This window comes from Daejeonella sp. H1SJ63 (assembly GCF_029360775.1).
In the GTDB taxonomy this organism is placed as follows: domain Bacteria; phylum Bacteroidota; class Bacteroidia; order Sphingobacteriales; family Sphingobacteriaceae; genus Daejeonella.
Map to the genome: position 1 here is coordinate 158779 of NZ_JARKMZ010000007.1, position 20026 is coordinate 178804.

The following is a 20026-nucleotide window of genomic DNA, read 5'->3' on the forward strand; positions in this document are numbered from 1 at the left end:
GGTGTTGCCGGTTATCCTGAGAAACATTTCGAAGCGCCGAACATGAAAACAGATTTCAGCTTCCTGAAAAAGAAAGTTGAGCTGGGGGCTCAGTTTATCGTTACTCAAATGTTTTTCGACAATTCTAAATACGTTGAATTTGTAAAGATGTGCCGCGAAAACGGTATCAATGTTCCGATTATCCCCGGATTAAAACCGATTACATCGTCCAAACAACTGATCAGCTTACCGAAAATCTTCCATATTGACCTCCCTGAAGATCTTAGTGAAGCTGTGCTGAAGTGTAAATCAGAGAAGGAAGTCAGAGAAGTAGGCATTGAGCATATGATTGCTCAGTGTAAAGAACTGATGAAGATTGGTGCTCCGGTATTACACTTTTACACCATGAGCAATCCCGGACCTACAAAACGAATTGCAGAAGCAATTTTCTGATCATTTGATATACAAAAAGCCAGCCCGATGAGCTGGCTTTTTGTATGCCTTAAATTTTCTGGCTTATCCTGCAAGCAAAAAGGATTTAAATGATTCAAAATCCTTCCCCAGACTCACTGCAAGCCTATCCCTGCCTTCCAGCTCTTTTACCTGTGCAGGAATAACAATTTCAGCACCTATTTCTTCCGGAAAAATATCCGGGAACTTACAAGGATGAGCCGTGGATAAAAACACACCTGCTGCCTCATCAGCCTGATGATCATTCTTCCATTGCTTCAATGCAAGCCAGGCAATTGCTGTATGCGGACACATAATGTAGCCATTCTCTGTATGTACCTGCTTAATTGCCTCAAGTGTCTCCTCATCATTATAGCTGTAAGCAGTCAGAACTTTTTGAAGTTCATCCCGGTCACCTCCAAACATATCCATGATACGCACCCAGTTACTTGGATCACCCACATCCATTGCATTAGACCAGGTCTGTACACTCGGCTTTGCCTGATAAACTCCTGTTCTTAAAAATGCAGGAACCGTATCATTCACATTGGTAGCAGCAAGAAACTGCTTAACGGGCAGACCCATTTTCCAGGCAAGCAAACCGGCACCAATATTTCCAAAATTACCACTTGGCACAGAGAAAACAACCTCCTTAAAACCTCTGCGCAGCAACTGTGCATAGGCGTTGAAGTAATAAAAAGTCTGTGGAATTAACCTTGAAATATTAATTGAGTTGGCAGAAGTGAGACGAAACTTTTCCTTCAGCTCAGGATCATTAAATGCCCTTTTTACCAGAGCCTGGCAATCATCAAAGGTACCATCAATTTCAATGGCACGAATGTTCTGTCCATTGGTGGTGAGTTGTAATTCCTGTATCGGACTAACCTTCCCCTTTGGGTAAAGTATTGTAACCCTGACATTGGGAACACCCAGAAATCCAAGTGCAACTGCACCTCCGGTATCTCCTGATGTGGCTACCAGAACATCCAGCTGCTTCTCTCCCGCTTCCAGAAAATAACTCATTACCCTGCTCATGAATCTGGCGCCAAAATCCTTGAAAGCCAGCGAAGGACCATGAAACAATTCCAGCACATTGACGCGATCAGATATCTCAACAAGGGGCGCTTCAAAATTGATCGCATCATTTACTATGGCCTGAAGATCATTATCAGGAATTGCTCCATTAAGTATCGTTCTGGCTACCTGAAATGCAATCTCTGGCAGGGTGTATTTTCCAAGGTTACTGATAAACTCCGGATCGAGTACGGGTATGTGTTCCGGCATATACAGGCCCTTGTCAGCAGGTAAACTATTAAACACTGCTTCCTTAAAAGGAACTCTTAACTCTTTATTGTTAGTACTGTATAATTTCATTAATCTAATATTATCGGGCCATTAGCATTGATTGGCGACTGATAAGCAATACTTTCAGTATCCAGCCAAAGGAAATGTTCCTGTAGTTTTTTATTGATTCTGCTCGCGTCTTCAGCATTTCTGGTGAAAGTAAATACAGAAGGTCCTGATCCGGAAATTCCGAAAGTCAGGGCACCATTTTCCAGCGCAATTTCTCTCAATCTGTAAAAATCCGGTATCAGAATTGACCTCACAGGCTCTACGATCACATCTTTCATACTTCTGGCAATCAGATCGATATCTTTAGTATAGAGTCCGCTAACCAAACCGGCAACATTTCCCCACTGTACAACTGCATCTTTCAATGGAACTTTTGTTCTGATGATCTGACGGGCATCACGGGTAGGAACATCGATCTGCGGAAATACAATTGAGCAATAGAGTTCTTCAGGATAAGGCAGCTGAATAATATCAAGGGGATCATAACTTCTGACAAGTACAAAACCTCCCAGTAATGCCGGAGCCACATTATCTGCATGACCATATCCGCAAGCCATCTCCTCGCCTTTCATGGCAAAGGGAACAAGATCCATCCTTGTGAGCGGACTATCCATCAGGGTATTAATTGCAAATAAACCGGCTACTGTACTGGCAGAGCTTGAACCCAAACCACTGCCAATCGGCATCTTCTTATACAATTCAATTTCAACGCCAACATCATTCCTGCCGATATGGTTCAGATAGTGCTGAACGCTCAGGCTCACTGTATTCTTCGCAGGATCATAAGGCAAACGCCCCTCATCGCCGCTAATTTTGGTAATCTTTACTCCCGGTTCATCCTTGATCCGCATGATTACCTCATCGCCCGGAGCATTAACTGCAAACCCCAGAACATCATATCCGCATACCACATTGGCTACTGTTGCCGGAGCAAAAACATTTACTGATCTCTTCATATTTATTTTTTACTGAACTCAGAATTGCTGAGCACCCACATTCACGATATCTGCAAAAACACCTGCTGCGGTAACTTCAGCACCTGCACCCGGTCCTTTTACCACCATTGGTCTTTCTCTGTATCTGTCGGTAATGAATGAAATGATATTATCACTGCCTGAAAGAGCATAAAACGGATGAGCATCATCTACCATCTGAAGACTGATCTTTACTTTACCGTTTTCAAGCTTACCGATATATCTCAATACTTTACGTTCTGACTCTGCCTTGCTTTTCAAATTCTCAAAGAAATTATTCTCAGCTTTTAGAGCCTCATAGAAATCCTCAACAGACTCAGCTTCAATACATGATTTTGGAAGCATACTCTCAATATTAACATCATTTGCTTCAAGCTCATACCCGGCATCGCGAGCCAGAATCAACATCTTCCTCATAAAGTCGGTACCCCGAAGATCATCTCTCGGATCAGGTTCGGTATAACCTTTCTCCTGCGCTTCCTTCACAATATCATGGAAAGTAACATTCCCTTTAAAGTTATTGAAGATATAGGAAATAGTTCCTGAAAGTATTGATTCAATACTTAAAATACGGTCGCCGCTAACCATTAAATCTTTCAGAGTTCTTACGATAGGCAGTCCGGCACCCACATTGGTTTCATAGAAATAATCTACCCCATGCAATCTGGCAGTATCTCTGAATAACTTATACTGTGCATAGGATGATGAATTACCAATCTTATTGCAGGTTACAATTGAAATATTCGAACTGAATATCTCATGATAGTATTCGATTGGCTTTAAACTTGCGGTATTATCGGTGAAAACACAATTCGGCAGGTTCATTTCCTTCATTTTCTGGACAAAGTCTGCAAGATCTGCCGGTTCGCCCTTCTCCTGAAGGTCATGCTGCCAGCTTTCAAGGTCAATGCCATTCTCATTAAACAGCATTTTACGGGTATTGCCCACACCAACCACACGAATCTGTATTCCATTATGTTTCTGCAGAAATTCCCTGTGATCCTGTAACTGCTTGAAAAGAGTAGTGCCGATATTTCCGGTACCCAGACAAAATACATGCAGGGTCTTATTCAGCTCAACGAAGAAAGCATCATGAACAGCATTCAGTCCTTTATTCAGGTCTTCTTTAGAAATCACTACTGAAATATTATATTCGGACGATCCCTGCGCAATTGCTCTGACATTGATCCCGTTACGGCCCAAAGCATGGAACAGCTTCCCGGAAATCCCCGGAGTCTTTTTCATATTTTCTCCAACGATTGCCAAAACCGAAAGCCCCTGCTCAAACACCGGTGGCTCAATCTTTTTGGCAAGAAGTTCAAGTTCAAACTCCTGCTCAATTAATTTTTGTGCTCTTTCTGCATCTGAAGGATGAATGGCAAATGTGATGCTATGCTCTGAAGATGATTGAGTAATCAGGATAACATTGATTTGCTCACGTGCAAGTAATGAGAATAAACGTCCGCTGAAACCTGCCTTCCCAACCATCCCACTTCCTTCAATATTGATGATACTGATATCATTAATTGATGAGATTCCCTTTATGGCAAGATTTGAGTTCTCACAGTTATGACGAATCACCGATCCAGGAAATTCAGGTTCGAAAGTATTCCTGATCACGATCGGAATTTTCTTCATGAATGCAGGAATCATGGTCGGCGGATATATTACCTTCGCACCGAAGAAAGATAATTCCATCGCTTCAGTGTAAGATAGCTCAGGCAATGAAAATGCTTTCTTTACCATTCTCGGATCTGCCGTCATCATCCCATTCACATCGGTCCATATCTCAATTTCTTCTGCATTCAATGCCGATCCGAAGATGGCAGCGGTATAATCGCTTCCACCTCTTCCCAACGTAGTAATACGGCCTTCATCATTACTGGCAATAAATCCGGTTACAAACATAACCTTCGACTTATTTGCTTCATATACATCCCGGATCAGAATTTCAGTCAGCTCCATATTCACACGGGCCTGCCCGAAAGAGCTGTCAGTCTTAATCACATCAGCGGCATTGATATATACATCATTATCCAGATTCTGCCCGGCAATCTTACTGACCATAAAAGTAGAGCAGCGCTCACCATAGCTCAACACCAGATCCCTTGTTCTTGGGGTAAGCTCGCGAAGAATCATTACTCCCTGAAGCAAATCTTCAAGCTCATTAAACAGGATTCTGAGTTTGGTAAATACCGGATTCTGCTTCGATACCGCAAGCAATTCCTTGATCACATGAAAATGGCGGTCTTCGAGTTCCTTCAGCTCATTACTAAAGTTCCCCCCTTGTGCGGCTTTATCGGCCATGGAAGAAAGCAGGTTCGTGACACCGCTCATTGCTGAAAGAACAACCACAGGGTTTCCCGAATTAGCCTGTTCCTTTTCAATGATCTGCAATAACTTACTGATCGATTCTACCGATCCTACTGAGGTCCCCCCGAATTTTAAAACTTTCATTCCTATACTATTTATTCTTTTTTGATGATGAATCTGCAATTGCATTTTATCTGTTATTCAAACTGATACACACACAATCAATTCATTTTTAGCTGTTTCCTTTTTTTGATAAAAAAAAACGCCTTCCCCATTATCGGAGGAAGGCGCTTTTTGATGTTTTTATGTTAATTTACACCATACAATTACCTTCCCCAAGCATCAGCGTGGTGGTTGTAGTTGTTGTTGTGGTATAAAGATTAGTAATCATTTCTTTTTTATGTGCCGTAAATTACGGTTTTAATTTCCGGATTATCAAATAATTGATAAATTATTTTAAAAAAAGATGATTTCTTAATAAAACGATAACAAATAGGACACTTGATTACTGATTACATAATCAAGCCTTTATCTTTACAGATTATATGCAGGGACTGGTCATTAAATCAACAGGAAGCTGGTACGAGGTTTTAACCGATGAGGGTAAAACCATTAATTGCCGTATTAAGGGTAAATTCCGGACTCTGGATATCAAAACAACAAATCCCGTTGCTGTAGGCGATCATGTAGAAATAGAACCCGAACCCGATCAGGAAACCGGATTAATTAAGGCCCTGAAACCCAGAAAAAATTATATTATCCGTAAATCAGTAAACCTGTCCAAGCAGGCACAGATCATTGCCGCAAATCTGGATCAGGCGTTTCTGATTGTTACCCTTGCCTCACCCCGCACATCTCTTGGATTCATAGACCGATTTCTTGTCACGGCAGAAGCATACGACATCCCGGCAAAACTAATATTTAATAAGCTTGATCTTTTCAGTGATGAAGGGATTGAGATACTCAAAGAGTATCAGCGGATTTATGAAAATGCCGGCTATCCGTGTTATAGCGTTTCTGCTCTCAAAGAAACCAATATTGATCAGATCAGAGAGCTGCTTAAGGACAAGGTAACCCTGGTAAGCGGGCATTCGGGTGTTGGAAAATCAACGCTGATCAATGCTTTACTTCCGGGAACAGAACTCAAAACCGGAGAGATTTCTGACTGGAGCGATAAGGGAAAACATACCACAACATTTGCTGAAATGTTTGAATTGCCTTTCGGCGGATACCTGATAGATACCCCGGGAATACGTGAACTGGGGGTCTTCGATATTGAAAAACAAGAACTTGGACGATTATTTCCTGAAATAAGAAAATTGATGGGAGATTGCCGTTTTCACAATTGCAGGCATATCAATGAGCCCGGCTGTGCAGTGCTTGCAGCGCTTGAGGAGGGTGAATTCGAGCCTTCCAGATATGACAGCTACCTGAGTATTTATCACGACAATGATACGAGATCATAAAAATGAGAGCAGTAATTCAAAGGGTAAGCCGTGCTTCCTGCAGTGTTGAGGGGAGGATAAGCGGAGAAATAAAACAAGGGTTTCTGGTTTTGCTGGGAATTGAAGACAACGATACAGATGATGATCTGATCTGGCTGGCACAGAAAATCAATAATATGAGAATATTTTCAGATGAGAGCGGCCTGATGAATAAAGCGCTTGCCGATATCAATGGCAATATTTTGCTTATTAGTCAATTCACCTTGTTTGCATCTACGAAAAAGGGAAACCGCCCTGGCTTTACCCGTTCGGCAAGACCTGAATTTGCCATTCCGATGTATGAAAAAATGATTCTGGAGCTGGAGAACCTTAGCGGAAAGAAAATCCAGACAGGCATTTTCGGTGCAGATATGCAAATCAGTCTGATTAATGACGGCCCTGTTACCATTTGTATAGACACCAAAGCAAAAGAATAGCAAGATGACAATAGATGAAGCACAGCAAACTGTAGACCAATGGATCAGAACAACCGGGGTACGTTATTTCAATGAGCTGACCAATACCGCAATACTGATGGAAGAAGTTGGTGAAGTTGCCCGCATCATGGCAAGAAAGTATGGCGAGCAATCTTTCAAAAAATCAGATGAAGGCCATGATCTTGCGGATGAAATGGCAGATGTACTTTTTGTTCTGATTTGCCTGGCTAATCAAACCGGTATCAATCTTACTGAGGCTCTGGAAAAAAATCTGGAAAAGAAAAATATCCGCGATGCCGACAGGCATAAGAATAACGAAAAACTGAAATAACTATTTATGCCCCTCTTCCGCCAAAAAGATGATTGAATCACATTTTTATCAATCGTTCTCCATCCAGAACAGGAATACTTTTAGTGACGTTGAGGTTCAGACAAAATTTGATATCCTCTTCAATACCGAGTTTCTTCAAACGTTCGCTATGTGAAGTTTTCTTCAGGTAGGATCTCAAATCATTCTTGGCCATCACATAAAGATCTTCAGAGGCAATTCCTGCATCATCAAGAGTATAAGCTTCGTTCTTCAGGTGATGCACTACTCCGCCTGCAAACAATGTATCTTCCAGATTAACTTTATCTTTCCAGCCTGAGCATAAAAGCAACACATTATTGGGTTGTGTTTTAATCCAGTCGCATAAAGCTGCTAAATTCAAAAAAGAACCAATTACAATCTTACTTGCACCACGCGACATATTTATTGCATGTGTACCATTGGTTGTAGTAAGTACAATTGTTTTACCTGCAACTTTTTCAGCTGTGTACGAAAATGGTGAATTCCCGAAATCAAAACCTTCAACCACTTCGCCGTTACGTTCAGCAGCCAGCAGAAAATCAGAATGACTGTATGACCTGCAGGCTTCAATTGTTGCTACCGGAATGATAGCTTCAGCACCATTATCAATACCATAACAGATAGAGGAGGTAGCTCTGAAAATATCTATAACAACAACTATACTATCTTTTATATCATGTAAGTGAAGCAGTGCCGGTGTCAGACATACTTCCAGATTGCGTGTTTCCATTCTAAAATACTGGCAGCTAAAAATTATTTAAAAGGCATTTTCACTACTCTTGCCAATATTTTATTGTCGCGGATCTTAATATAAATTTCAGACCCTTCTTTTGAAAATTCTGTTTTCACGTAAGCCATTCCAATTGCCTTCTGTAATGTTGGAGATTGGGTTCCGGAAGTTACTTTACCAATCAGATTACCCTCAGCATCAACAATTTCATAATCATGGCGGGGAATGCCGCGTTCTATCATCTCAAAACCTATCAACTTACGTTTAACCCCATTCTGCTTCTGTGCGGCAAGATTTGCTGAATTAACAAAGTCTTTGGTAAACTTGGTGATCCAGCCCAGACCTGCTTCAATCGGGGATGTTGTATCATCTATATCATTCCCGTAAAGACAGAAACCCATTTCCAGTCTGAGGGTATCACGGGCAGCCAGACCTATCGGTTTAATTCCATAGGGTTCTCCTGCTTTAAATATAGCATCCCAGATATGCTGAGAATGTTCCTTATCGAAATATAATTCAAAACCACCGGCTCCGGTATACCCTGTTGCAGAGATCAGCACATTCTCAACTCCTGCAAATACTCCCTTTTTAAAGGTATAGTATTCCATCGATCCAAGATCAACATCTGTCAGACTCTGCAAAGCCTGAGCTGCTTTGGGTCCCTGCACTGCAAGCAATGATGTCTGATCAGAAATATTTTTCATCTCTACTCCACCTGTATTGTATTTAGAAATCCAGTTCCAGTCTTTTTCAATATTGGAAGCATTTACAACCAGCAGATAGGTTTTTTCATCGATACGATAAACCAAAAGGTCATCAACGATACCGCCATCCTCATTAGGAAGACAGGAGTATTGAATTTTACCATCAAAAAGTCTGGATGCATCATTTGAACACACACGCTGAATAAGATCAAGCGTTCCATCGCCTTTCAGAATAAACTCGCCCATGTGGCTTACATCAAACACCCCTACGCCCTTTCGAACGGTTTCATGTTCAATATTTATTCCACTGTATTGTACCGGCATATTAAAACCGGCAAAGGGCACCATCTTTGCACCAAGTGCGATATGTGTATCATTTAAAGCAACATTCTTCATAATCAGGAACCTTATTGGTTGCGGCAAAAGTAATTAAAAACGATTAAATGATTGCTTTAAATTTGCCATAGTAAAAACGTCCGTTACAATGATAAACTCAGCTGCGGATCACTGATTCTGAAGCTTTTTCTGTGGTATGGCGACAATCCATGTGCAATAACTGCATTGCGGTGTTTTATTGTTGGATATCCCTTATTGATTTCCCATTCATACTGAGGGTATTCACTCGCGATTTTCAACATATATTCATCACGGTACGTCTTGGCAAGAATTGAAGCAGCAGCAATAGAATAGAACTTCCCGTCTCCCTTAATGATGCACTGATGCGGAAGGTTGCTATAAGGCTTAAAGCGGTTACCGTCAACCAGAATCAATCCGGGGCGAATATTGAGCTGATCGAGTGCAAGATGCATTGCCCTGAAAGATGCATTTAAAATATTTATCCTGTCAATCTCCTGATGATCAATCACACCAACTGCAAAAGACAGTGCCTGCTTTTCAATCAGATCACGAAGTTCGAAACGCTCCTTTTCTTTAAGCTTTTTTGAATCGTTCAGTACAGGATGCGAAAAATCCTGAGGCAATATGACTGCAGCGGCAAAAACAGGGCCTGCCAAACAGCCTCTCCCGGCCTCATCGCAACCGGCTTCAATAAGTTCAGACTGATAAAAGGATGAAAGCATCTGTTAAAATTGAAAACAGTACAATTAATTACCGCACACGAAGGGTCAGAATGGTGATATCATCCGAATTCATTTTGGCAGAATTGGATGTTTGAAGGTCTCTCAATATATTCTCATTCAGATTATCCACCGACAGATCTTTGTTATTCAGCAAAAAACCTACCAGATCTTCGTCTGAAATATAAACATCTTCATCTGCACTTTCAACCAAACCATCGGTATAATTAAATACAATACTCCCCGGTGTAAGAATTTCTTTGCCTACAATAATTTTAGGCAATGTATCAAATGCTCCGATTATGGTTGTACCATCTTTTAAAAACTTAACAACTCCATCCTTAAGCATTATTGGCGGATTATGCCCGGCATTTACGTATTTTAATTCTCTGGTCTGTTCATTGTAAAGACCCAGAAACAGGGTAATGAAACGTTCTCCGTTTGTATTGGAAACCACAATCTCATTCAATCGTTCGATGATCTTCACCAGATCATCCTCAACAGAAGCCCAGGCTCTAAGACTTGCCTGAAGATTGGCCATCAGTAAGGCTGCAGAAACCCCTTTTCCGGATGCATCGGCAATACACCAGAGATATTCATAAGGCCTGGTTTCAATAAAGTCAAAATAGTCGCCACCAATATTCTGATTCGGAAGATAAGTAGCTCCAACCTCCAGAGAACCGCTTTTAGGCAAACTTCCGGGAATCAGCATCCCCTGAACTTCAACAGCCAGTTCCATGTCCCGCTGTAAACGCTCCCGTTCAACTCTTTCGCGAAATAACTTTTTATTCTCAAGCGCTACAACTATAACATTAATCAGTGTCTGAACAAAATTGAGATCGTTACTCAATAAATTCTGTCCGGTCTTGAGATCTCCGATGAGCACAAAAGCTAAGAACTCATCCTTATGAAAAACCGGAACAAAATATTCGTATTTGTTCAATAAAGGATCTGTACTTGATTTAAGAGTAGTAATGTCCTTATAATTGGTCAGCGCCTGGCAGGTCTGCTGAAGAATTTTTGCATTCTCAAAATCACCTCCAAAACGTGTAGCACAATAAAAATGCTCTCCTTCACGAATCAAAAGTCTGATTTTACCAATTTTCAGATGAACGTTAAGAATCACTTCAAGCATTTCAAAAAGTAAAAAAGATGAGCTGTCCTTATTTATTGCCTGAGTAATCTCAAGCAATGAGTTTAATTCCGCCTGACGTTTGAGAAGAAGTTGAATCAACTCATTTTCATCCTTTTTTACTGAAATTGCTTTATCTGACAATGCTAATATTTTGGTAATTCTTTGATTTTAAAAATAACTAAATTATGCGAGTTTACAAGGATAAAGGGCACATTCCTTGTTAGCTTTTAGTTAAGAAAATATTGTTGAACAATGATATTTTAGCCCCAAATGAAAATTTTATCGCAAATATAAAAATCTGACTTAATCAACACCAAGTATCAGGAATCTGACTTTAAAAATTGATTTTTCATCTTACCAGTCTGCCTTTCCAATAATACTTTCCGGAGTTGCCTGCGATGCCTATAAATATCAGATAAAAAATATGAACTACACTTAGTAGCGGCAGATACCGGAGCAATTCCTTTTTCCCTGAAAAACTACATAAAGGAATAAGGATAATAAGCTCAACAAACATTTTCAACATCAAACTTAAAAGGCATAATTGCCAAAATACCGGATTTGAGAAGCCGGCAATGGCATTGAAAATAAACAATAAATTATACAACCATACGAAGACCCCCAGCAGTAAAACACTTTTGTTTTTATACCGGGTACTTTTTGAGGCCCAGCGTCTTCTCTGCTCAATAAAACTTCCAAGATTTGATTTGGCATGTGTATAAACAATCGCATTTCTGGATTTACAAAATCCAATTTTTTCAGGATATGCTAACGCTACTTTATGCAAAAACAATTCATCATCGCCTGAAGCGAGGTCATCTATGCCCTGAAATCCCTTTAATTCTAAAAATACATCCCTTCTGTACGCAAGATTGGCACCATTACAGGTAGTTGGCATTTTGTTACCAATTCCTGCTGCGCCCATACCTCCTATAAGAAACAAAAATTCAAGGCTTTGCACTTTCTCAAAAGTGTTTTTTTCCTGAAAATAGGCTACGGGGGAGGATATTAACTTATAATCACCCGATTCATAAAGACCAACAATAGTAGAAAGCCACTGAGATCCCATTCTGCAATCCGCATCGCTTGTAACAATAAGCTCAGCATCCGAAAATTTTATAGCCTCAGAAATTGCTTTCTTCTTATAGGAATTAAGCATCTCGCCTTCATTAAGCCTGATAAGCTTCACTCCTCTTGAGGCATACGATTGCACTATATCTGCAGTGCGGTCTGTAGAATGATCATCTACAATAATCAGTTGAAAAAGATCTGCCGGATAATCCTGAGAAAGAATATCTGAAATAGTCTTATCAATATTATTTTCCTCATTACGCGCTGCAATCAGCACACTTACACTTGTCTTGAACTGTTTGTTTACCAAAACGAACAAGCCAAGTTTTTCCCATCCCGATCGGAGGAATAGCATCATAGCCGAATAAATCAGGCTCATGATCAGGGTCAGAATACTAATTAGCAGAACTATCAAAGAATTTTAGTTTTAATACAAATACCGAGCCTAAAATAGCGGGAATAATTAAATTTATCAGCCATATAGATGCAATTGAAGCCATTATAGCCAGCTCCTGATCAGTAACAAAGGCAAAGAAATAACTGGCAGTACCTGCTCTAACACCTATATCAAGCAAATCAATGGAAGGAAGAGCCGATTGAATAAAATAGAAAACAAAGAGAATCATGATCATATCAAAGGCTCTGATATCAGGTACAAGCAAATGTATAATCAGATAATATTGAGTGGTATATACAAGATAACGTGAAATACAATAGATCATTATCCTGAATAGCTCTGATTTATTATATCTGGCAAATATGATGAAGAAACGTTTGTAGCGCTGCATGAAATTAATCCCTGAAAGCAGGCCATCAATCCAGTGGATATTAAAATAGAATAACAGAAAAAATCCGCAGAAAATAACTATCAGAAATCCAATACCAAAAAGTAAAAATGGATTCAGGTTCATGAAATTGAATACAAACCAGAACAAAGCCAGGCTACCAATCACATTGGTTACTGCCATTTGTCCGAAAGATCCGACACTCATCGCAACTACTCCCATAATCCTCTTCCTTGGCGAAAGGAAAAGTACCCTTCCTCCAAATTCTCCAATTCTGTTAGGCGTAAAAACAGCCCAGGTAAGCCCGCAAAAAACCGATTCTACAGCCTTCCAGATAGCAATATTTTCAATTTTCTGAACAAGGTATTTCCATTTCAAAGACTCCAGAAACCAGTTCAAAAACATCAGCAAAATCACTGCCGATAAAACAAGCCATACTTTTCCGGCCGATAACTCAGTTAAAAGCATTCTAAAGTCGGCAATACTTTGATTGTCACTGAGTTTTCTGAAAATATAACTGAAAGCAAGACCTATAATAGCGATCTTGATACAAATACTTAGAAATTTTCTGACCCGGGGATTCAATTGATAATTTTATGCAATGTTAAGCAAAAGCTGCTCAGTATTTAAATTTTGAAAATGCAATCAGGCATAAACTGAAAAAAGGCGCTAAATCCTTAATATTGCTGAAGATGTTAAAAGAGAAATCAAATGAGCGTATCATTCTGGGTATCGATCCCGGAACCAGTGTTATGGGTTATGGCATTGTCAGGGAAGTAAAGAACAATTTAGATCTGGAATGCATGGGCATTGTAAAGCTCGACCATCTTGACGACCATCCACTTAAACTTAAGCATATCTTTGAAAGAACCGTAGTACTGATAGACCAGTATAAACCTGATTGTCTGGCTATTGAGGCTCCATTTTACGGAAAGAATATTCAGGTGATGCTAAAGCTGGGCCGGGCACAGGGTGTTGCCATGGCCGCTGCACTATCGCGTAGTTTACCCATTTTCGAATACTCGCCAAGAAAAATCAAGCAATCGATCACCGGAAATGGAAACGCATCCAAGGAACAGGTCGCTGCCATGTTAAAAACCCTGCTGAAGTTCACAGAAACTCCGGAATTTCTGGATGCAACCGACGGGCTTGCAGTTGCAGTATGCCATTCATTCCAGAAAATAAGCACTGATGGATCCAAAAAATCTTATTCAGGCTGGGACGCTTTTGCCAAAGACAATCAGAAAAGGATAAAAAAATAAGGATTTAAAGATGTTCGCGAATTTTTTCTGCAATCTCTGTCAGTCTCTCATCACTTAACTTCAGCTTGGGTCTGCTGAAATTCATGTCATCCATTGTGTTGACCGGAATGAGGTGAATATGGGCATGAGGGACTTCCAGACCGATAACGCTAAGCCCGATACGCTCGCAGGGAATAGCCTTCTTAAGTCCTGTAGCCACAATCTGGGCGAACATCATCAAACCTACATAGGTTTCACTGTCAAGATCAAAAATATAATCAACCTCCTTCTTGGGGATAACCAAAAGGTGCCCCTCAGTAAGAGGATTAATATCCAGAAAAGCCAGATATTCAAGAGTCTCTGCTACTTTATGAGCAGGAATATCACCTGATACAATTTTTGAAAAGATTGATTCCATATTGTTCTTGTTTAATCTTTGTGAATACTAATTATCTGCTGATCTCAATAATCTCAAATTCAATTTTCCCAGCAGGAACAGCTATTTCAGCTCTATCTCCAACGGTCTTGCCCAATAAACCCTGTGCAATCGGCGACTTTACCGATATTTTACCCGACTTAAGATCAGCCTCTGATTCAGAAACCAGTTGATAAGTCATCGTAGCACCATTATTTACATTTTTAATCTTTACGATAGATAAAGCAAGCACTTTTGAAGTATCCAGTTTTGATTCATCAATCAATCGTGCATTGGCCAGCACATTGGTAAGCTTCGCTATTTTAGATTCATGATGACCCTGCGCTTCTTTGGCCGCATCATATTCAGCATTTTCAGAAAGATCACCTTTATCCCTGGCTTCTGCAATTGCCTTTGATATCTGGGCACGACCTTCAGTTTTTAAATGATGCAGCTCCTCTTTTAATTTCTCTAATCCTTCTTTGGTATAATAAGTTACTTCCGTCATATCTCACACAGTTTATTTTGGTTAACTCTAAAAAACAAACAAGACTATGTCGGCCTAAGCCAATATAGTCTTGCTCGTATCAACACGAAGATAATATTTTTGATTTTAGAAATCCAAATTTCTCTTTGCAAATCCGGATTTTAGAACTCAGATCTGATAAAAAATCAATCCATCAGCGCGGGCATCAGCGCGGCAAGTTTCTCTGCCAGCACTTCTGATATTTTTCTGTAGGATTCATGTGTCCAGCCGGCAATATGCGGGCTCAACAATACTTTCTGACTTTCCCTGAGCTCGTTAAACCAGGACTGTTGATAAAGTGCCGGAAATTTTTCAATTTCCAGAACATCCAGTCCGGCAGCAGTAATTTTCCCTGAACGCAAAGCTGCAAGAACAGCATTGGTATTCACTACTTCGCCTCGCGATGCATTGAGCAAAATGACAGGTTTTCTGAAATGAAACAGGTACTCCTCATTTACCAGCTGCCTGGTCTCATTAGTCAGAGGGATATGAAAACTGATGATATCAGCCTGTTTCACAACCTCCTCCATGCTAACTTCGGTGGCAAACGAATCACTAAAACCTGTCTTATATTTATCGTATGCAATAACTTTAACCCCGAAGCCCGAAAGTTTTTGCGCCATCATTTGTCCGTTATTGCCATAACCAATCACTGCCACTGTCCTGCCCTTTAACTCCCATCCCCGATTTCCCTCCCTGTTCCAGATACCATTTCGGACTTCCATATCTGCATTGCGCAAATTATTAAGCAGGGAAAGCAGCATTCCGATCATATGTTCTGCTACCGCATCCCGGTTACCTTCAGGAGCATTGATACAATATATTCCTTTCGACTTTGCATATTCTTCATCCACATTGTCCATTCCGGCACCTGCACGGGCAATTACCTTAAGATTACTTCCTGCATCTATAACTTCCCTGTCGATCTGAAATTTAGTTCTGATTGCAATTCCCAGATACTCAGGAAGAATTTTCAGGGTTTCCTCCCTGCTGATTTCAGGCACATCATCGCACTGCAAACCCAGCTTTTCCACTTCCTGCTTAAAAGAAGGATGCAAATGATCTGCTATAAGTATCTTTTTAGTCATTCTGTTGCAACTTTCTTAATGATGAGACCAGATTGGTCAGTTTAACAAAATCATTAACACTTAAACGCTCTGCTCTTAAATCAAGCACTGGATCCTGACAAGCAGCTTCTCTGGGAATAAGTGATGATAATGCATTCCTCAATGTTTTCCTCCTTTGATTAAATCCGGCTTTTACAACCTGCCAGAACAATTTTTCATCGCAATCCAACTTATCAACCTCATTTCTGATAAGCCTGATGACCGCCGATGTAACTTTCGGTGGAGGATTAAAGACTCCGGGTTTAACTGAAAAGAGATATTCTACCCTGTAATAAGCCTGCAGGAATACGCTTAAAATTCCGTACTCCTTACTTCCCGGCTTTTCAGCACAACGCTCTGCAACCTCCTTTTGGAACATACCCACCACTTCTGTTACCTGATCGCGGTTATCCAATACCTTAAAAAGAATCTGTGAAGAAATATTGTATGGGAAATTTCCGATAACAGCAAGCTTTCCCGGAAAAACGGATTTAAAATCAAGTTCAAGAAAATCGCCGTTGATGAGTTTTTCTCCCAGCTGAGGATATTTCTTCTTCAAAAAATCATATGACTCTTTATCAATATCAATAAGAAATGTTTCCCATTCCTTTTTGCTCAGTAAAAAATCTGAAAGAATACCCATACCCGGTCCAACCTCAAGCACCTGTTTATACTGATCTTTTGCCTGAAGACTATTGACGATCTTCTCAGCAATATTCTTATCGGTTAAAAAGTGTTGTCCGAGATGTTTCTTTGCCTTTACTAAACTCATACCAGCTGCATTTGGCGCAAATTACGGAAAAATGAGATATTGAATGAGCAAATTGAGGAATGAGCAAATCTGCAAATGGAATTTATTTGTCAATGTGCTGATTTGTCTGTTTGTCAATGAAGATCGCACTCCTGTGGAAGGCTTTTCTCAATGAATGATGATCTTCCGAAACTTAAAACTTATAACCTGATTGCAGTTTGGGATTAAAGTCTTTATTTTGCGTTAATTATTTGATAAAAAAGGGAAAGCAGGAATGAGCGATAAAATTAAAATCGGGATCTCTATAGGTGATGTAAACGGCATCGGTTTAGAAGTTATCATTAAAACTTTGATGGATAGCCGGATTATGGATTATTGTACACCAATAGTATACGGACATACCAAAGTAGCTTCGTTCCACCGCAAATCACTGGACGTCAGTGATTTCAGTTTTAATGTTATTAACAGCCCCGAACAGGCACATGATAAACGCCCTAATATGATCAATTGCTGGGAAGAAGATGTACGGATCGAACTGGGTATGGCAACTGAAACCGGAGGTAAGTATGCATTCATTTCTCTGGAAAGAGCACTTGATGATCTGATAGCCGGAAAAACCGATGCTTTGGTAACCGCTCCTATTAATAAACACAATATCCAGAGTGATACTTTCAATTTTGCCGGTCATACAGAGTACATTCAGGCTAAAACCAATTCCCCGGATTCGTTAATGTTCCTTGTCAGTGAGGATATCCGCGTTGGGGTAGTAACGGGCCATGTCCCTGTGAGTGAGGTTCCTTCAAAAATTACTAAAGAGGCCATTCTGTCGAAGCTTGCTTTGATGAGCCAGAGTTTAAAAAAGGATTTCTGGATACAAAAACCTAAAATTGCAGTTCTCGGATTAAACCCGCATGCCGGAGATGCAGGTCTGATCGGCAATGAGGAGCTTGAAACTATTGTTCCTGCAATTGAAGAAGCAAATGCCAATGGGATTTTTGCTTTCGGGCCTTATGCCGCCGATGGGTTCTTTGCAGCACATACTTATCTGAAATTTGATGCAGTACTGGCTATGTATCATGATCAGGGCCTAATTCCGTTCAAGCAGATCGCATTCCATAACGGTGTAAATTTCACGGCAGGTCTGCCGGTTGTCAGAACCTCTCCTGATCATGGAACGGGTTATGACATTGCCGGAAAGAATCAGGCTTCTGCAAATTCATTCAGGGAAGCTCTTTTTACTGCTATTAATATCGTAGAACGTCGCAGAGAAAGTGCTGAACTTAGCTCAAACCCGTTAAAACTTAGTAAATTCTCAAAAGACAGAGATTAATCAGAAAATATTGCCCATCAGGGACAATCTTATCTGATTTTCAAAAAACTGTTAGCAACTAAATAAATTTTCCTAAATTTGCAGGCTCAATTGGCGTGCTTTGAAATCGTTACAACAATATAGCATTCCGTTTACCGGATTAAAGACTGGAATTCACGAGTTTGAATTCGGGGTTAATGATGCTTTTTTCAGCGAGTTTGAATACTCATTGGTTAAAAGCGGTAAGCTGGAGGTAAAACTTGATTTGGATAAGCAGGAAACGATGATGATCCTGCATTTTCATATTTCAGGTGAAATAAAGCTGGCCTGTGATGTTTGTCTTGCTGACTATCCGCTTCATGTGGACATAAAGGAAAGACAGATTGCAAAATTCACAGATGAGGAAGATCTGGAAGATGATACCGAAGAGATCGTTGTATTGAAACGAAATGAATCGGAGATCAATGTAGCTACACTGATCTATGAATATATCAATCTGGCAGCTCCTTATATCAGCCGTTGTGAAGATGAAGGAAACACCCAATGGTGCGACATTGAGATGATTGAAAAATTAAAGCAGCTTGCACCGGGGCCGAAAGAAGTAAAAGAAGAAGAAATTGCTGACCCGAGATGGGAAGCTTTAAAAAAAATAAAAAAACAATAATTAATACATAGGAACAAATGGCACATCCAAAACGGAAAATATCCAAATCAAGAAGAGATAAAAGAAGAACTCACTACAAGGCAGTGGCTCCGGGTTTAACTACCTGCCAGACTACTGGTGCTGTACACTTACCTCACCGTGCTTATACAGTTGACGGAAACTTGTATTACAACGGAAAGCTGGTAATTGAGAATTCTTCTATTGCCTAAGTTACCTTTCTGATATGAAGATCGGCTTAGACATTATGGGTGGAGATTTTGCTCCCAGGGCGACAGTTTTGGGTGCAATTGCAGCTCAAAAAGCCTTGTCAGCAGACCAGAAAATAGTACTTTTTGGTGATAAAGATCAGGTCTTACCCATTCTTGCTGAACAAGGTGTCAATCCGGATGTTTTCGAATTCGTTCATACCACCGAAGTTATCGGTATGGGCGAACACGGAACAAAATCTGTACTTCAGAAACCAAATTCCAGCATCAGTCTGGGCTATCAGTACCTTAAAGACGGCAAAATAGACTCTTTTGCTTCGGCAGGAAATACCGGAGCTATGCTGGTAGGCGCAATTTTCAGCGTCAAACCTGTGCCGGGTGTAATACGACCTGCGGTAGCTACTAATGTCCCTAAATTAAAATCGGGATTCGGAATCATGCTTGATGTTGGCGCCAATGCCGATTGCAAGCCTGAAGTTCTGGCCCAGTTTGGAATTTTAGGCAGTTTATATGCCGAGCATGTTTACAACCTTTCAAATCCTAAAGTGGCCCTGATGAATATCGGAGAGGAGGAAGAGAAAGGGAATGTACTAACTCAGGCTACCTTCCCTCTTTTACAGAAAACCAATTTAAATTTCGTAGGAAATATAGAGGGTCGTGATCTTTTTAACGACAGGGCCGATGTAATTGTGTGCGACGGCTTTACAGGCAATGTAATGCTGAAACTTGCCGAGACTTTCTATATCCTGACCCTCAAAAAAGGATTCAAAGATGAATTCTTTGACCGTTTCAATTATGAACAATACGGAGGCAGCCCAATTCTGGGAATAAATGCTCCGGTTTTGATCGGACACGGAATATCCAGTCCGGAAGCAATAAAAAACATGGTACTTTTATCAAGAACCATGATAGAATCCGGATTTATTGATAAAGTCAAAGAAGCTTTTAAATAATATTAGTTCCAGTTT

Annotated in this window: 22 protein-coding genes; 9 read left to right on the forward strand and 13 right to left on the reverse strand. The window is 40.3% G+C overall.

The genetic code is table 11. The features are described from left to right. Window positions 1–432 (forward strand): methylenetetrahydrofolate reductase (locus P2W72_RS03185; protein ID WP_276359438.1); only part of this gene is annotated, 432 nt, incomplete at its 5' end. A 63-nt stretch (window positions 433–495) separates the two neighbouring features. On the opposite strand, the gene thrC is transcribed toward P2W72_RS03185, so the two are convergent. Genes thrC through thrA form a run of 3 tightly spaced genes read right to left on the reverse strand, consistent with a single transcriptional unit; the run spans window position 496 to window position 5213 of the window. After that, entirely contained in the window at window positions 496–1803 is a 1308-nt protein-coding gene (thrC, locus tag P2W72_RS03190) for a threonine synthase (RefSeq protein ID WP_276359439.1), read from the reverse strand. Beyond that, entirely contained in the window at window positions 1803–2738 is a 936-nt protein-coding gene (locus P2W72_RS03195; RefSeq protein WP_276359440.1) for a homoserine kinase, read from the reverse strand. The genes thrC and P2W72_RS03195 overlap by 1 nt, the downstream gene beginning before the upstream one ends. 18 nt (window positions 2739–2756) lie before the next feature. Beyond that, window positions 2757–5213 (reverse strand): bifunctional aspartate kinase/homoserine dehydrogenase I, encoded by a 2457-nt coding sequence (gene thrA, locus P2W72_RS03200; RefSeq protein ID WP_276359441.1) that lies wholly within the window; start codon window positions 5211–5213, stop codon window positions 2757–2759. Window positions 5214–5614: 401 nt separating this feature from the next. Here thrA and rsgA point away from each other — a divergent pair, with 401 nt between their 5' ends. From rsgA to P2W72_RS03215, 3 genes are read left to right on the forward strand one after another with little or no spacing between them, the layout of a single operon-like run. Beyond that, complete coding sequence (rsgA, locus tag P2W72_RS03205; RefSeq protein WP_276359442.1) at window positions 5615–6535, forward strand: ribosome small subunit-dependent GTPase A; 921 nt, start codon at window positions 5615–5617, stop codon at window positions 6533–6535. A 2-nt stretch (window positions 6536–6537) separates the two neighbouring features. Then, on the forward strand, window positions 6538–6990 hold the full coding sequence (gene dtd / locus P2W72_RS03210; RefSeq protein ID WP_276359443.1) for a D-aminoacyl-tRNA deacylase: 453 nt from the start codon (window positions 6538–6540) through the stop codon (window positions 6988–6990). Between the two features lie 4 nt (window positions 6991–6994). Next, on the forward strand, window positions 6995–7321 hold the full coding sequence (locus P2W72_RS03215) for a nucleotide pyrophosphohydrolase (RefSeq protein WP_276359444.1): 327 nt from the start codon (window positions 6995–6997) through the stop codon (window positions 7319–7321). A gap of 37 nt (window positions 7322–7358) precedes the next feature. On the opposite strand, the gene P2W72_RS03220 is transcribed toward P2W72_RS03215, so the two are convergent. From P2W72_RS03220 to P2W72_RS03245, 6 genes are all read right to left on the reverse strand, one after another. Next, a complete protein-coding gene (locus P2W72_RS03220) occupies window positions 7359–8069 on the reverse strand; it encodes a 2-phosphosulfolactate phosphatase (RefSeq protein WP_276359445.1) in 711 nt (236 codons plus the stop codon). Window positions 8070–8092: 23 nt separating this feature from the next. Next, window positions 8093–9169 carry a glycine cleavage system aminomethyltransferase GcvT gene (gcvT, locus tag P2W72_RS03225; RefSeq protein WP_276359446.1) on the reverse strand — a complete coding sequence of 359 codons (1077 nt, stop codon included), beginning with the start codon at window positions 9167–9169 and terminating at the stop codon, window positions 8093–8095. A gap of 83 nt (window positions 9170–9252) precedes the next feature. Continuing rightward, a complete protein-coding gene (locus tag P2W72_RS03230; protein ID WP_276359448.1) occupies window positions 9253–9852 on the reverse strand; it encodes a ribonuclease HII in 600 nt (199 codons plus the stop codon). A gap of 28 nt (window positions 9853–9880) precedes the next feature. Then, window positions 9881–11125, reverse strand: a complete 1245-nt coding sequence (locus P2W72_RS03235) for a PP2C family protein-serine/threonine phosphatase (protein ID WP_276359449.1) — start codon at window positions 11123–11125, stop codon at window positions 9881–9883. A gap of 208 nt (window positions 11126–11333) precedes the next feature. After that, entirely contained in the window at window positions 11334–12470 is a 1137-nt protein-coding gene (locus P2W72_RS03240) for a glycosyltransferase (RefSeq protein WP_346429764.1), read from the reverse strand. Beyond that, window positions 12451–13425, reverse strand: a complete 975-nt coding sequence (locus P2W72_RS03245) for a lysylphosphatidylglycerol synthase domain-containing protein (RefSeq protein WP_276359450.1) — start codon at window positions 13423–13425, stop codon at window positions 12451–12453. Before P2W72_RS03245 ends, P2W72_RS03240 begins: the two co-directional genes overlap by 20 nt. A gap of 107 nt (window positions 13426–13532) precedes the next feature. Between P2W72_RS03245 and ruvC the strand changes: the two genes are divergently transcribed. Then, window positions 13533–14102, forward strand: a complete 570-nt coding sequence (gene ruvC, locus P2W72_RS03250; protein ID WP_276359451.1) for a crossover junction endodeoxyribonuclease RuvC — start codon at window positions 13533–13535, stop codon at window positions 14100–14102. A gap of 4 nt (window positions 14103–14106) precedes the next feature. Here ruvC and P2W72_RS03255 read toward each other — a convergent pair whose 3' ends face one another. The 4 genes from P2W72_RS03255 to rsmA all read right to left on the reverse strand — a co-directional run bounded on the left by P2W72_RS03255 (window position 14107) and on the right by rsmA (window position 16900). Further along, entirely contained in the window at window positions 14107–14499 is a 393-nt protein-coding gene (locus P2W72_RS03255; protein ID WP_276359452.1) for an HIT family protein, read from the reverse strand. A 31-nt stretch (window positions 14500–14530) separates the two neighbouring features. Continuing rightward, the gene (gene greA, locus P2W72_RS03260; RefSeq protein ID WP_276359453.1) at window positions 14531–15004 is read right to left on the reverse strand and encodes a transcription elongation factor GreA; all 474 of its coding nucleotides are present in this window, start codon (window positions 15002–15004) and stop codon (window positions 14531–14533) included. Between the two features lie 164 nt (window positions 15005–15168). Further along, on the reverse strand, window positions 15169–16110 hold the full coding sequence (locus P2W72_RS03265) for an NAD(P)-dependent oxidoreductase (RefSeq protein ID WP_276359454.1): 942 nt from the start codon (window positions 16108–16110) through the stop codon (window positions 15169–15171). Next, window positions 16103–16900, reverse strand: a complete 798-nt coding sequence (gene rsmA, locus P2W72_RS03270; RefSeq protein WP_276359455.1) for a 16S rRNA (adenine(1518)-N(6)/adenine(1519)-N(6))-dimethyltransferase RsmA — start codon at window positions 16898–16900, stop codon at window positions 16103–16105. Before rsmA ends, P2W72_RS03265 begins: the two co-directional genes overlap by 8 nt. A gap of 253 nt (window positions 16901–17153) precedes the next feature. Here rsmA and pdxA point away from each other — a divergent pair, with 253 nt between their 5' ends. The 4 genes from pdxA to plsX all read left to right on the forward strand — a co-directional run bounded on the left by pdxA (window position 17154) and on the right by plsX (window position 20011). Next, on the forward strand, window positions 17154–18209 hold the full coding sequence (pdxA, locus tag P2W72_RS03275; RefSeq protein WP_276359456.1) for a 4-hydroxythreonine-4-phosphate dehydrogenase PdxA: 1056 nt from the start codon (window positions 17154–17156) through the stop codon (window positions 18207–18209). 100 nt (window positions 18210–18309) lie between these two features. Beyond that, the gene (locus P2W72_RS03280; protein ID WP_276359458.1) at window positions 18310–18852 is read left to right on the forward strand and encodes a DUF177 domain-containing protein; all 543 of its coding nucleotides are present in this window, start codon (window positions 18310–18312) and stop codon (window positions 18850–18852) included. A 17-nt stretch (window positions 18853–18869) separates the two neighbouring features. After that, the gene (gene rpmF, locus P2W72_RS03285) at window positions 18870–19061 is read left to right on the forward strand and encodes a 50S ribosomal protein L32 (RefSeq protein ID WP_276359459.1); all 192 of its coding nucleotides are present in this window, start codon (window positions 18870–18872) and stop codon (window positions 19059–19061) included. A gap of 14 nt (window positions 19062–19075) precedes the next feature. Then, window positions 19076–20011 (forward strand): phosphate acyltransferase PlsX, encoded by a 936-nt coding sequence (gene plsX / locus P2W72_RS03290; protein WP_276359460.1) that lies wholly within the window; start codon window positions 19076–19078, stop codon window positions 20009–20011. The last annotated feature ends 15 nt before the right edge of the window (window positions 20012–20026 follow it).